We start from the raw sequence: 12,863 nt of genomic DNA, 5'->3' as shown, positions 1-12,863 counted from the left end.
CGGGCGACGGTGCCGCCCAGGGTCAGTCGCGTGCCTCCCACTCGGCCGCCACGCGCTCCGCCATCACCGCGACCGCCACCGCGCCGGGGTCCGGCGAGCCGATGCTGCGCTCGCCGGTGTAGCTCTGCCGGCCGCGGCGGGCCCGCATCGGGGTCGTGGCGTCGGCGGCGGTACGAGCCGTCGTTGCCGCCAGTTCGGCCAACTCCACCGCCGTGGCGGGCGGTTGGCCCTCTGCCGTCCGCCGCTCCAGCGCGTCGGTCAGCGGGATGAGCGCGTCCAGCAGGGTCTTGTCGCCGAGGTCGGACTTGCCGCGTGCCTTGATCCCCTCGGCGGCGGCCCGCAGCATGGTGACCGCGTCCGAGGCGTCCAGTTCGTCGCGGTCCTTCACGGTCGTCGACGCCCGCAGGAAGGCCGTGCCCCACAGGGGTCCCGAGGTGCCGCCGACCCGCTTGGAGATCACCATGGCGACCTTCCTCAGGAACTCGGACGGTGTCTGCGCGTCGAGGGTGTCCCAGTCCGCGAGGACGATCTCGAAGCCGCGGGCGAGCGAGAAGCCGAAGTCGCCGTCGCCCGCGACGGCGTCCAGGTCACCGAAGGCCTTCTCGTTGTCGAGCGCGGTCCGGGCGATGGTCCGGACGACGAAGGCGAGGTCGTCGGCGGATGTCGATGGCGTGGTCATGACTCTCCTGACTCGACGGTGTCCCCGGCCGCGAGCAGGACGGCCAGGTCCGCCAGCTCCACCCAGGGGCCGGGGTGCACCCCGAGGGGATCGTTCAGTACCCGCGTGACGGTCTCCCGCGGCGGCGGGTCGCCGAGCGAGGTGACCACCAGGGAAGCGCCGGTGAAGTCCTCCTCGCCGGTGTACGCGCTCGTCGTGACGGCGCAGGCGAGCCCGGCGCCGAGGGCGGCGAGCATGCCGTTGCGGCTGTCCTCGATCGCGACGACCTCCGCCGGGTCGAGGCCGAGCCGGCGTACGGCGAACGCGTAGATGTCCGGGGCCGGCTTCTTGCGCTGCACCACGTCACCGGCGAACACCCCGAACCGGGAAGCCAGTTCGGGGCCCATGGCCAGCTCCAGGACGCTGCGGACGGACGCCTCGGCGGAAGTGGAGGCGACCGCGAGGGTCCAGCCCGCCGCGTATGCCGCCTCGGCGATCCGCCGCACTCCGGGGCGCGGCGGGATGGTGCCGGAGCGGATGATCCCGGTGTAGATCTCGGTCTTGCGCCGGTGCCAGCGGGCCACCTCCGCCTCCAGCGCGGCCGGGTCGGCGGGCAGACCCGCGGCGGCGACGAACTCGGGCGTCAGCAGCGTCTTCATGCGCTCCTTGCCGCCGCCGACCTTCACCTTCTCCGCGTACTCGGCGTCGCTCCAGCGCACCGGCAGCCCGAACTCCTCGAACGTCGCGTTGAAAGCGGGCAGATGCCCGTGGCGCTCGGTGTCGGCGAGGACACCGTCGCAGTCGTAGACCAGCGCGGGCACGGTGTCAGCCCACCCGGCCGGCGCTGCCGAACAGGGTCATCAGCGAGCCGGTCATGTCGATGACGTCCTGCCGCACCGACCTGAAGAGCGAGGGCGGGTCCCACTTCCGCCGCTCCGCCGCCGTCTCCAGGAAGGCCAGGCTGGACTGCATGAACTTCTCCTTGAGCGCGGTCGAGATGTTGACCTTCGCGCAGCCCCGGGAGATCAGGTCGTGGAACTGCTCGTCGGACAGCCCGCTCCCGCCGTGCAGCGCGATCGGCACCGGATGGGCCGCGACGATGTCGGACACCCGCTGGGCGTCGAGCACCGGGGCCTGCTTGTACGAGCCGTGGGCGTTGCCGATCGCGGGGGCGAAGACGTCGACGCCGGTCGTCCGCAGGAACTCCAGGGCGACCTCGAGGGACTGCTGCTCCGCCGCGGTGTCGCTGCCGACGCCGTCCTCCACGCCGGTGATCGACTCGATCTCGCCCTCGACGGCCGCCCCGTACGAGCGGGCCTCCGCGACGACCTCGACGGTCTGCCGCATGTTCTCCTCGACCGGCAGCTTCGAGGCGTCGAAGAGAACCGAGTTCCAGCCCCGCCGCAGGCACTCCGTGATGACCTCCCGCTCCGGACAGTGATCGAGGTGCAGCGCGACGGGCACGTCGATCCCGGCGGTCATGGCGGTCCACATCGCGTACAGGACGTCACCGCCGATCGACTTCACGGTCTTGACGGAGGTCTGGACGATCAGCGGCGAGCGCTTCTCCACGGCCGCGGCCAGCACTGCTTCCATCGTCAGGTCGTTGAACACGTTGATGGCCGGTACGGCGTAGCGTTCGGCGAACGGCCCGGAGAGGATCTCGGTCAGCGGTGCAACACCCACGACGCCTCCACGTTTACGGCCCCACCCCTCCATTCCACGCCCGTCGACGGCGCCCCGCCACTTTTGGTGTCCGTCACTTTGCGTCAGTTTTCCGACGCGTTTCGTTTCCGGTCAGTTTTGCGATCGTTCGCCATCGCGCGGTGACTGCTGTGATGATGTGGATCAGGGGAGCGGCCGGGGAGGCCGTGAGGTCACAGAGGTCCGGGGGGATCGATGAGCAGCAGTACGACGTCCAGCGGCACGGCGTCCAGCGGCACGGCGTCCGACAGCACCGCGCCCGACGACACGGCGTCCGACAGCACCGCGCCCGACAGCACCGCGCCCGACGACACGGCGTCCGCGCTGATACGGCTGAAGTCCGCGCAGAAGAGCGCCAAGGGCGTATCGCTGTACTCGCGGTTCGTGAACCGGCCGGTGGGCCGGTATCTCGCCGCCGGGGCGTACCGGATCGGGCTGACGCCCAATCATGTCACCCTGATCAGCGCGGTGTTCAGCTTCGCGGCGGTCGTGACGGCCGCCCTCGCCGCGCCCACCTGGGCCGCCGGTCTCGTGGTGTGGCTCGGGCTCGCCGTCGGCTTCGCCTTCGACTCGGCCGACGGGCAGCTCGCCCGGCTGCGCGGCGGCGGCAGCCCGGCGGGTGAATGGCTCGACCACGTGGTCGACTGCGCCAAGATCACCGCACTGCACACCGCCGTGCTGATCACCTTCTACCGGAACCCCGGCCACTTCGGGACCGGAGCCGATGCCTGGCTGCTGGTGCCGCTCGGTTTCCAGCTCGCCGCCGTCGTCACGTTCTTCGGCGGGCTGCTCACCGAGAAGCTCAAGCCCAAGGCGGTCCCGGGCGACCGGGCCGAGCCCTCCACGGTGCGCGCGGTGGCCCTGCTCCCGGTCGACCACGGGGTGTTCTGCCTGGTCTTCCTGCTGCTCGGCGGCGGCAGCGCCTTCCGGTGGGCCTACACGGCCCTCGCCGCCGCCGCCGCGCTCTTCCTGGCCGCTTTTCTCACCAAGTGGTTCCGGGAGCTGTCCGCAGTTCGTCGTTGAACCGGCTCCCGTCGAGGGCGTCGATGGCGCGCCGGAGCTGGGTGCTTGAGGTGTGCACGGTGTACGGGAAGTAGACGACGTCCACGCCCACCGCGGCGAAGTCCTGCTCCAGCCGCTCGCCCTTCGGGGTGTCCCGCCAGTCGTCGCCCTTGAACAGCACGTCGAAGCGGACTTGCTTCCACGTCTGGAGCTTGTCCGGCACGGTCTCCACGAAGGCGGCGTCGACGTACTTGATGCTCCGGACGATCTCCAGCCGCTCCACCAGCGGGATCATCGGCAGTCTGCCCTTGGCGTGTTCGGCCATCTCGTCGGAGACGACGCCGGCCACCAAGTAGTCACACTGGGCGCGTGCGTGACGCAGGATGTTCAGGTGCCCTATGTGGAAGAGATCGTAGGCGCCCGGTGCGTAGCCCACGCGGTACGGCTTGCTCGATGGCACAAGTGCCCCCCTTGTTCGTTTTCGGCCCCCAGGGCGCACCCCTTTCCGGGGGATGCGCGGACTTTGACGATAGCGTTCATGCATGGTGCAGGGTGGGTGAACAATTAGGGTGCGTCCTGGGTCACTTCCGACCGGCGCGGGGACCGGGGGGTCCCGTGGGGCACCGGGGGCCCGACAGGGCATCGGGGCCCGTGGGGCGCAATCACACAGGGGAGGCCGCCGAGGCGGCCGGGGGGAAGGTTTCTTCGCGTGACAGACACCCACGACGAGCGTCGTGACCGCAGCGGCACGGGGATCGCCGCTCCGGCGGGGTCCGTACCGGTGCAGCGCACCGACGAGCCGGACGTCAACAGCACGCCCGGCACGAAGAGCGGCGCCGCGCCGGACGCCGCCGGGCGGGCCGGCCGGGACGGTGAAGTCACCCCGTCCGGACGCCGGTTGCTGCTGGTCTCCACCAACTACGCGCCCGAGCACACCGGCATAGGCCCGTACGCCACCGGCATCGCCGAGCACTGGGCGCGCCACGGCCACGACACCCACGTCCTCGCCGGGCTCCCGCACTACCCGTCCTGGAGCCTCGACCCCGACTACCGCACGGTCTGGCGGGCCACCGAGCGCCGGGCCGGGGTCACCGTGCACCGCAGGCGGCACAGCGTGCCGCCGCGCCAGAGCGCCCTGCGCCGGGCCCTGTTCGAGAGTTCCATACTCGCGCACGGCATGGTCGCGCCGCCCCGCACCGGCCGCCTCGACGCCGTGCTCGCCCAACTGCCCAGCCTCGCCGGGGGCGTGCTCGGCGCCCGTATCGCCGCCCGGCACCGGGCCCCGTACGTCCCGGTCGTGCAGGACCTGATGGGGGCCGCCGCCGCGCAGTCCGGCATCCAGGGCGGGGGGCGCGCCGCCGAACTGGCCGAGCGCGCCGAGTCCTGGGTGCTGCGGCGGGCCACGCTGGTCGGTGTCATCCACGAGACCTTCCTCGAGCGGGTGAAGGCCATGGGCGTGGACCCCGGCCGCATCCGGCTTGTGCCCAACTGGTCGCACATACAGGCCCCTTCGGCGCCGCGTGAGCGTACCCGCGAGCGGCTCGGCTGGCGGCCGGAGCAGACCGTGGTCCTGCACTCCGGGAACATGGGCCTCAAGCAGGGGCTCGAGGTGCTGGTGGACGCCGCCCGCCGCGACCCGGCCGTACGGATCGTCCTGATGGGCGACGGCAACCAGCGCGAGCACCTCGCGGCCCTCGCCAGGGACCTGCCCAACCTGGAGTTCCTGCCGCCGGTGGACGACGCCGGCTTCCCGGACGTGCTGGCCGCCGCCGACGTCCTCGCCGTCACCCAGCGCGCCTCCGTCCTCGACATGAGCGTCCCCTCCAAGCTCACCTCCTACTTCGCCACCGGGCGCCCGGTCGTAGCCTCGGTCGCCGCCGAAGGGGGAACGGCCCGCGAAGTGCTGCGATCCGGTGCCGGAATGGTTGTGGAACCGGAGAATCCTGATCAGTTTCTCGCAGCGGTGCGTAGACTCGCCGAAGATCCGGAGATGGCGGACGAGTTGGGCGCGGCGGGTCCGCGCCACGTAGCGGCCCATCTGTCACGGGAGGCGGGTCTCGCGCGCATCGACGCGCTGATCGACGAGGCAATGGGGGGACTTGGAAGGTGAACGAGACACACGTTCCCGTCCGGGGGGAGGACGAGCCGGAGCAGTTGCGCGAGCAGTTCCGCCAACTGCTGCGCTACCGGTGGCTGATAGGCGGCGGCATCGGCATCGGACTGCTGTCCGGAGCCTGGCTCGGCGTCACCGGCGCCGACAGCTACGCCGCCACCACCGACATCGTGCTCCGCGCCCCCACCAGCGACCCCTTCGCGCCGACGCTCTCCAGCGACAAGGCGCTCAACATGGGGTCCGAGCGGCAGACGGCGCTCAGCCGCTCGGTCGCCGAAGGCGCCGCGAAAAGGCTCAAGATGGGCCCCGGCCAGGTGGACCAGCTCCAGCACGGGCTCCAGGTCACCAACCCGCCGCAGACCCTCGTGCTGCACTTCACGTACAACGCGTCCGACCCGAAGGAGGCGGCGCGCCGCGCCAACGCCCTCACCCGGTCGTACATCGAGATGCGCAAGGACCAGTGGGAGTCCGTCCGCGACTCGATGCTCAAGAGCCTGCAGGACCAGCTCAACCCGGTCGCCAAGCAGAACGACGAGCTGTCCCAGCGGATCAAGCAGCTCCCCGACGGCTCGGCCGCCGACTCCGCCTACGCCGTGCAGGCCAACCTGCTCAACCGCATCACCGACCTGCGCTCCAAGATCACCAGCCTGAAGGCGCTCGACATGACGCCGGCCAACGTGATCCGCAACGCCACGGTGCCCTCCTCGTCCGACGGCCCCGGACTGCCGCTGTCGCTCGGCCTCGGCGGCCTGGTCGGCGTCGGTCTCGGCCTGCTCGGCGCCTGGGTGCGGCTGGTCTTCGACCCGGCGCCCCGCTCGGCCGGCGACGTGGCCCGCGCGGTCCGCGGTCCCGTCCTCGGCGCGCTGCCGCGCGGCTCGGCGGGCACCCTGGTGGTCGGCCACACCGACTCCCGCGCCGCCGAGGAGTACCGCTCGATCGCCTTCCGCCTCGCCTACGACGAGCGGTTCGCCGACCGGCGCCGGCTGCTCGTCGTCGCCCCGCGCGGCTCCATGGAGTCGAGCGTGGCCGTCGCGGTCAACCTCGCGGCCTCCTTCGCCGAGACCGGCAAGAACGTGCTGCTGGTGGAGGCGGACCTGCGCACGCCGTCGCTCTCCGAGCGGCTCGACGTGACCTCCGCCTCCCGGCCGCGCTGGAGCCGCAGCGGCGAGCAGGCCGAGGGCGAGTGGCCCAGCCGGGGCCAACTCATGGTCGACGCGGGGGAGTCGGGCGCCTTCGGGCTGGTCCCGGGCGAGCGGGTGCGCAATGTGCCGCGCGCGCTGACCTCCGCCCGGACGACCCGGCTGATCGCCGAGGCCGACGACCCGGACGCCACCGTCGTGGTCGTCGCGCCTCCCGTCCTCGCCTACGCCGACGCCCTCGCGCTGGTCGACCGTGTCGACGGCGTGCTCATCGTCTGCGATCCGCGGACCGTGCACCGCTCCGACCTGACCCGTATCCGCGAGCTGATCGTCGGCGCGGGCGGCACCGTCCTCGGCGCGGTCACGCACAGCGACTCCCGGGGCCGCACGCCCGTCGTCCGCCGCGGCAGCGCGCGCCGGGCGCCCAAGAGCCAGCCGGCGCCCGCCCCCGAGCGCGTCAACACCCCCGAACCCGAGCGGCACTTCGACGGCGACGGCAGCGACACGGTCGCGCTGCGCACCGTCCGCTCGGGGGACCGGTGACCGCGCCCGAGGAACAGCCGCCGTCCGAGCAGCCGTCCGGCCCGCCGCGCACCCCGCGGCGGTCGGCGGCCGCCCTCGCCTCGGTGCTCGACCAGGCGGCGTCCAGCCTCACCAACATCGCCGTGCTGGTGATCGCCGCCCGCGTCTCCACCGCGCACGGCTTCGCCACCTTCTCGATGGTGTACCTCACCTTCACGGTGCTGCTCGGCCTCAACATGGCCTACGTCGGCCAGGCCGTGGTGCTGACCCGGGGCGACACCGCCACGACCGGCGCCGCGTGCCGCTCCGCGATCACCTTCACCGCGCTCGGCTCCGCCGCCGGCGGGCTGCTCCTCGCCGCCGTCGGCGCGATCACCGGTGCGGTGACGGGGAGTTGGGGCGGGCCCGGCGGAGCCTTCCTCGCCCTCGGACTCGTCCTGCCGCTCGTCCTCGTCCAGGACGGCCTGCGCTACGCCTTCTCCACCCTGCGCCGCCCCGCCCTCGCCCTGGCTGCCGACACCCTGCGCCTGGTGTGCGTGGTGCCCGCGCTGCTGCTCCAGCCCCGGCACGCCTCGCCCGGGCTCCTGGTGGCGGTGTGGGGCGTGTCGGCGCTTCCGGCGCTGCTGCTCGGCCTGCGGCTGCTGTGGCCCCATGTCCGGGGCGCGCGGGCCGACTTGCGGCCCTATGTGCGCCGGGGGCACCTCGGGCAGCGCTTCGTCGTGGAGTTCGCCGTCGGCAACGCCTCCAGCCAGCTCGCCGTACTGGGCCTCGGCCTGTTCGCCGCCCCGCTTGCGGTCGGCGCCCTGCGCGGCGCCACCACGCTCTTCGGGCCGCTCAACGTCCTGTTCAACTCCGTCAACGCCTTCGGGCCGCCCCTGCTGAACCGGCTCGGCGGCCGGCGCGCCACCACCCGCGCCGCGGCGCTGCTCGGCCTCCTGCTCAGCGCCGTCGGCCTCGGCTGGGGGCTCGTGCTGTACGCCCTTCCCGACCGGGCCGGACGCCAACTCCTCGGCGCCACCTGGCAGTCGGCGGCGGCTCTGCTGCCCGCGTCGGGCGCGCAGTACGCGGTGATGGGGCTCGGCACCTGCGCTCTGGTGACCCTGCGCGTGCTCAGCCCGCGCGCCACCCTGTCGGTGCAGGTGGTGTTCTCGCTGCTCTCGGTCGTCCTGATGCTCGCCGGCTATCTGCTGACCGGTTCGGCGCTCGGAGCGGCCTGGGGTCTGGCGGCGGGCTCCGCGCTGAAGGCCCTGGCGGCCTGGACCCGGGTCGCCCGCCTGCGGACCGAGGAAGCGGCCCCGGCGTCGGCGGCACCGACGGTTCCGGCGAGCTGAGGGGCGGCTTTGCCGCCGTCGCTCCCCGGCCGCGACCGAACTGAGTACGGAGCAGCGTGACGAGCTGGTGCAGCACCTCCTCGTCCGTCAGGCCCGCCGGACCCTGGCTGCCCGCCGAACCCGGCCGGTCAGGACACCCGCCGCCAGGGCACCCGCCGCCACGGCGCCCCCGTCAGGGCACCCCGGTCAGGGGCCTCGCAGCGCAGCACCGTCAGAGCACCCCCCACCCCCCCCTCGGGGTCGCCCCCTCAGCGCAGCCCCGTCGCCCGGTCCTGGCGGAACGTGGTGATCAGGGCGATGCAGAACATCGCGATGGCGACCCGGCCCGAGGCCTGGAGCAAGGGTCCCCGCAGCAGGATGAACGAGTAGCCGGCGACCAGGGGGACCACCAGGGCGATCAGGCTGCCCGGCCGGGAACTGCGCACCGCGCGGCGGGCGTAGCGCCGGTCAACCCGCGCCGCCGCGTAGCCCATCGCCACGAGCCCCGCCACCATGCCGGCCGGCCCGAAGTCGATCCACAGCTCGGCCCACACCGGCGAGGAGAGGTTCGTGTTGGTCGCGCCCATCCACTGGCCGACCATGACGCCGGTGTCCATCGGCTTGTCGGGCCACACCGAGCGGGGTACCGCGAAGAGCACCGAGCCGGCCAGTTGGGTGCCGAAGGTGTGGCCGCTGCCCGACCGGACGTAGGTGATGGTGTTGGCGAACATGCCGACCTGGTCGTAGTCCTTCAGGGCCAGCGGCTCCAGCGGTGAAGTCGTCTGTACGGGACGGTAGTTGGCGTCGTCGTAGCGGAAGCGGTCCGCGAACGGGAAGACCACCAGCGCCACGATCACCCCCAGGCTCAGCGCGATCCGGTAGAAGGCGGCGCTCACCGGGAAGACGGTGAACAGCAGCGAGAAGAGCACGGTGAGGAACCAGAAACGCGGGTTGGAGATCGGGTTGTTGACCACCGCGTTCAGCGCGGCCAGCGCACCCCAGACCGCGATGACCACCACCGAGCGGCGGGCCCTGCGCGAGGTCACCAGCCAGCGCGTGTACGCGAGCCAGGCGATCAGCGCGGGCACGGTGCCGAAGCCCCGCACGATGGCCTGCCCGGCCTGCGAGTCCGCCTGCGAGAGCCCGGCCTCCTGGACGCTGCTGATGATCTCCTGCCGGCTGGTGAAGAACACCGCGGGGCCGCCGAGTTTGACGACGAGCAGCGCCGAGCCGAGGAAGGCGACCAGGGTCAGCAGATACAGCCGGCGGCGGTGCACCAGCGCGGGCCGCAGCTTGTCCTCCCGCTTGCGCTCGGGCCGCTGCCGGGCCAGCAGGGTGCCGATGTCGAAGGCCACGCAGCCGATCAGGACGAGCGCGACCGCCTCCGTCAGATCGGTGCGCGCGCCCACCACCGGCGTCGGCGTCCGGCCGAGCACCGCCTGCGCGAGCGGCGCCACCCCCATCGCCATGTAGACGAACAGCCAGAACGAACCGGCGAGCAGCTTGCGCCGGCTGGAGAGGATCATCGTCGAGAGCCGGATGCCCGCGTACATGGTGAGCGCGAGCTGGAGCCACAGCGCCGAGTCGTGCAGGCCCGTGCCGGGCTGCACCAGTACCAGCAGCGGCAGGAACACCGCGAAACCGAGGACGAGCGGCACCGACAGCGCGCGGGAGAGGAGCGTGCGCGGCCGGAACGGCGGCACCGCCGCCTGCCAGCCCCGCTCCGCCGGCCCGGACGCACCGGCCGTGCCCGCCGTACCGGGCGCGTCGCTCGCGCCCGCCGTGCCGGACGCACCGGTCGTGCCGTGGTCCGTCTGCTGCGTCATGGCGCCCCCGCCCCGAAGAGATCCCCGGCGGCAGTCTAACGAGCCCTGGCCTGCGGTGAACGGCCAGCTACTAGAGTGTGGCGAAGTAGCGTCCGGGGAGACGCTGTTGGGGGGATGGATCGATGCGTGATCTCCCGGCCTTCACACTGGCCGGATACGACAAGGGGCGCGGGATACTCGTCCAGGCGCTCTGGTTCGCGGTGATGAACACGCTGTTCATGGCGTGGTTCACCCCGGCCCGGGTCAGGACGGCCCTGCTGCGGGCCTTCGGCGCCGAGATCGGCACCGGCGTGCTCATCCGGCACCGGGTGCGCGTGCTGTGGCCGTGGAAGCTGACGGTCGGCGACCACACCTGGATCGGCGAGGGGGCCTGGATACTCAACCTGGAGCCGGTCACCCTCGGCGCCCATGTGTGCGTCTCGCAGGAGGCCATGCTGTGCACGGGCAGCCACGACCACCGCGCCGCCGACTTCCGCTACCGCAACGCGCCGATCACCGTCGACGACGGAGCCTGGGTCGCCGCCCGTGCCACCGTCCTCGCCGGGGTGAAGGTCGGCCGCTGCGCCGTCGTCGGCGCGGGCGCGGTCCTCCACAAGGACCTGCCCGAACTGACCCTGCACACCGCCGACAACCGGCGCCGGCCCGTCGAGGAGCCGGCGTGAGAGTGCTGCACGCGGTCACCCTGCACAGCCCGACCCACGCCTTCGGCGGCCCGGTCCGGGTCGCCCTCAACCTCTGCAAGGGGCTGCGGGAGCGCGGGCACGACGCCCGGCTCACCGCCCTCGCCGACGGCTTCGAGGGGCCCCTGCCCGACCAGGTGGAGGGTGTGCCCGCCCGCCTCCACCAGGCCCGCAGAATCCTGCCGTTGGGGTTCAGCGGACTGACCTCGCCGTCGCTGCTCGCGGGCGCCCACCGCCTCGTACGGCAGGCCGACGTCGTCCATGTGCACTTGGCGCGCGACCTGGTGACCCTGCCGGTGGCGCTCGCCGCGCTGCGCGCCGGGAAACCGCTGGTCCTCCAGACGCACGGCATGGTCGACCCGAGCGAGCGGCGCTCCGCGAAGCTCCTCGACGCGGTCGCCGTGCGGCGGGTGCTGCGCGGGGCCAGTGCCGTCCTGCACCTCACCACCCGTGAACTGCGGGACCTGGAGGCCGTGGTGGGCGGTACGGGCCTCGCCCGCGCCGTCCGCCTGGTGAACGGCGTGCCCGCCCAGCCCGAGGGACCCGCGCCCGAGGGGCCGCCGCGCATCCTGTACGCGGCCCGGCTCCAGGCCCGTAAACGGCCCGTCGACCTGGTGGACGCGGCGCCCGCGATCCTCGCCCGGCACCCCGACGCGACGTTCGTCGTCGCGGGCCCCGACGAGGGTGAACTCGCCGCCGTACAAAGGCGGATCGGCGAGCTGGGACTCGCGGAGCGGGTGAGCTGCCCCGGGCCGCTCGACGGCGCCCGGATGACCGAGGAGCTGCGCGCGGCGCATGTGTACGTCCTGCCGTCGGTGGACGAACCGTTCCCGATGTCGGTCCTGGAGGCGATGGCCGTCGGTACGCCCGTCGTGGTCACCGACTCCAACGGCCTGGCCCGTGACGTGGACCGGGCCGGCGCCGGCCGCGTGGTGAGCGGACCGGACGGCATCGCCCCGGCGGTGCTCGGCCTGCTGGACCCGGACGCCCGGCGCACCGCGTCGGCGGCGGCCCGCAAGCTCACCGCCGAGACGTTCGCCATGGACGCGGTCCTCGGCACCCTCCTCGACGTGTACGAGCGGGCGTAGAAACGCCGTTGAAGGGCGGCCGCAGTCCGGCTCCGCACCGGACCCCGACCGCCCTTCAACGGCCGACCGGACCGGGACGGCCGCGCTCGCTACGCGGGCAGCCAGGCGTAGCAGCCCGAGGAGACGAACGTACGGGTCCCGGAGGGCACCTTCGCCGTGATCTTCTTCGGGGCGTCCGGGCCCGGCCCCGAGGCCAGCACCTTGTCGCCCGCGCCCAGTGCCTTCCAGGTGCAGCCCTCGGCGCTGGTCAGCGCGCGATAGGTGCCCGGCGCGGGGTTCTTGCGGGTGCCGTCGGCGAACCCGGTCGCGGCCTTGTCCAGCAGCGGCTGCTGCTTCGGGCAGAGCTGGGCGATCGCGCCGTCGGCGGACGGCAGGTCCCCGGCGATGAGCGCGCCGATCGCCGCGTCCTTGTCGTGGGCGGCGGTGCGCTCGACCCGCTGGCAGGTCTCCTGGCCGACCTGGAGCACGGCGGCCGGGTCCATGTTCTTCGGCACCCGGCCGTGCAGGTACTTCTTCTCCTTGGCGGTGAAGGAACCGGTGGCCGGGGTGAGGTTCGCGTCGGGCAGGACCGGACCCTTGGAGGGGCTCGCCGACTCCTCGGGGGCCGGGCTCGCCTGGTCGTCCGGGACACCGGCCGCCTGGTCGTCGGAGATGCTCCGCGTCGGTTTCGCCGCCGCGTCGGAACCGTCGTCCGAGCTGCACCCGGAGAGCGCGAGCAGCGCGACGAGGGCGCCGACGGCGGCACCGCGCCGGAGGGACCGGAGAGTACGAGTGTGCATGGTGGCTCCTGCGGCCCGAGCGGGCCGGGTATGAAGGCGGGC

Annotated in this window: 12 protein-coding genes; 6 read left to right on the top strand and 6 right to left on the bottom strand. The window is 73.0% G+C overall.

Going from position 1 to position 12,863, the window contains the following annotated elements; all coding sequences use genetic code 11:
- Nucleotides 1–22: 22 nt before the first annotated feature.
- From dhaL to AB0912_RS04155, 3 genes are read right to left on the bottom strand one after another with little or no spacing between them, the layout of a single operon-like run.
- On the bottom strand, nt 23–679 hold the full coding sequence (gene dhaL / locus AB0912_RS04165; RefSeq protein WP_366696388.1) for a dihydroxyacetone kinase subunit DhaL: 657 nt from the start codon (nt 677–679) through the stop codon (nt 23–25).
- Nucleotides 676–1,479 carry an HAD-IA family hydrolase gene (locus AB0912_RS04160; protein ID WP_366696387.1) on the bottom strand — a complete coding sequence of 268 codons (804 nt, stop codon included), beginning with the start codon at nt 1,477–1,479 and terminating at the stop codon, nt 676–678. The genes dhaL and AB0912_RS04160 overlap by 4 nt, the downstream gene beginning before the upstream one ends.
- Before the next feature lie 4 nt (nt 1,480–1,483).
- Nucleotides 1,484–2,344, bottom strand: coding sequence for a class II fructose-bisphosphate aldolase (locus AB0912_RS04155; protein WP_366696386.1), 861 nt, complete (start codon nt 2,342–2,344; stop codon nt 1,484–1,486).
- Nucleotides 2,345–2,695: 351 nt separating this feature from the next.
- Between AB0912_RS04155 and AB0912_RS04150 the strand changes: the two genes are divergently transcribed.
- Nucleotides 2,696–3,385, top strand: coding sequence for a CDP-alcohol phosphatidyltransferase family protein (locus AB0912_RS04150; RefSeq protein WP_366696544.1), 690 nt, complete (start codon nt 2,696–2,698; stop codon nt 3,383–3,385).
- Here AB0912_RS04150 and AB0912_RS04145 read toward each other — a convergent pair.
- Nucleotides 3,345–3,824, bottom strand: coding sequence for an adenylyltransferase/cytidyltransferase family protein (locus AB0912_RS04145; RefSeq protein ID WP_366696385.1), 480 nt, complete (start codon nt 3,822–3,824; stop codon nt 3,345–3,347). The genes AB0912_RS04150 and AB0912_RS04145 overlap by 41 nt on opposite strands.
- Nucleotides 3,825–4,268: 444 nt before the next feature.
- On the opposite strand from AB0912_RS04145, the gene AB0912_RS04140 reads away from it, so the two are divergent.
- Genes AB0912_RS04140 through AB0912_RS04130 form a run of 3 tightly spaced genes read left to right on the top strand, consistent with a single transcriptional unit; the run spans nt 4,269 to nt 8,469 of the window.
- Nucleotides 4,269–5,474: a glycosyltransferase family 4 protein gene (locus AB0912_RS04140; RefSeq protein ID WP_366696543.1), complete on the top strand. Its 1,206-nt coding sequence runs from the start codon at nt 4,269–4,271 to the stop codon at nt 5,472–5,474.
- A complete protein-coding gene (locus tag AB0912_RS04135) occupies nt 5,471–7,159 on the top strand; it encodes a lipopolysaccharide biosynthesis protein (protein WP_366696384.1) in 1,689 nt (562 codons plus the stop codon). The genes AB0912_RS04140 and AB0912_RS04135 overlap by 4 nt, the downstream gene beginning before the upstream one ends.
- On the top strand, nt 7,156–8,469 hold the full coding sequence (locus AB0912_RS04130; protein WP_366696383.1) for a hypothetical protein: 1,314 nt from the start codon (nt 7,156–7,158) through the stop codon (nt 8,467–8,469). Before AB0912_RS04135 ends, AB0912_RS04130 begins: the two co-directional genes overlap by 4 nt.
- A 248-nt stretch (nt 8,470–8,717) precedes the next feature.
- Here AB0912_RS04130 and AB0912_RS04125 read toward each other — a convergent pair whose 3' ends face one another.
- Nucleotides 8,718–10,274 carry an O-antigen polymerase gene (locus AB0912_RS04125; RefSeq protein ID WP_366696382.1) on the bottom strand — a complete coding sequence of 519 codons (1,557 nt, stop codon included), beginning with the start codon at nt 10,272–10,274 and terminating at the stop codon, nt 8,718–8,720.
- Nucleotides 10,275–10,396: 122 nt separating this feature from the next.
- Here AB0912_RS04125 and AB0912_RS04120 point away from each other — a divergent pair, with 122 nt between their 5' ends.
- Nucleotides 10,397–10,936 carry a WcaF family extracellular polysaccharide biosynthesis acetyltransferase gene (locus AB0912_RS04120; RefSeq protein WP_366696381.1) on the top strand — a complete coding sequence of 180 codons (540 nt, stop codon included), beginning with the start codon at nt 10,397–10,399 and terminating at the stop codon, nt 10,934–10,936.
- Nucleotides 10,933–12,042: a glycosyltransferase gene (locus AB0912_RS04115; RefSeq protein ID WP_366696380.1), complete on the top strand. Its 1,110-nt coding sequence runs from the start codon at nt 10,933–10,935 to the stop codon at nt 12,040–12,042. The genes AB0912_RS04120 and AB0912_RS04115 overlap by 4 nt, the downstream gene beginning before the upstream one ends.
- An 89-nt stretch (nt 12,043–12,131) precedes the next feature.
- On the opposite strand, the gene AB0912_RS04110 is transcribed toward AB0912_RS04115, so the two are convergent.
- Nucleotides 12,132–12,821 carry a hypothetical protein gene (locus tag AB0912_RS04110; protein ID WP_366696379.1) on the bottom strand — a complete coding sequence of 230 codons (690 nt, stop codon included), beginning with the start codon at nt 12,819–12,821 and terminating at the stop codon, nt 12,132–12,134.
- Nucleotides 12,822–12,863: the final 42 nt, after the last annotated feature.

Source organism: Streptomyces sp. NPDC007084 (assembly GCF_040703595.1).
GTDB lineage: Bacteria > Actinomycetota > Actinomycetes > Streptomycetales > Streptomycetaceae > Streptomyces.
The sequence above is the reverse complement of the archived record's forward strand: the minus strand, read 5'-3'. Positions and strand labels throughout refer to the sequence as shown.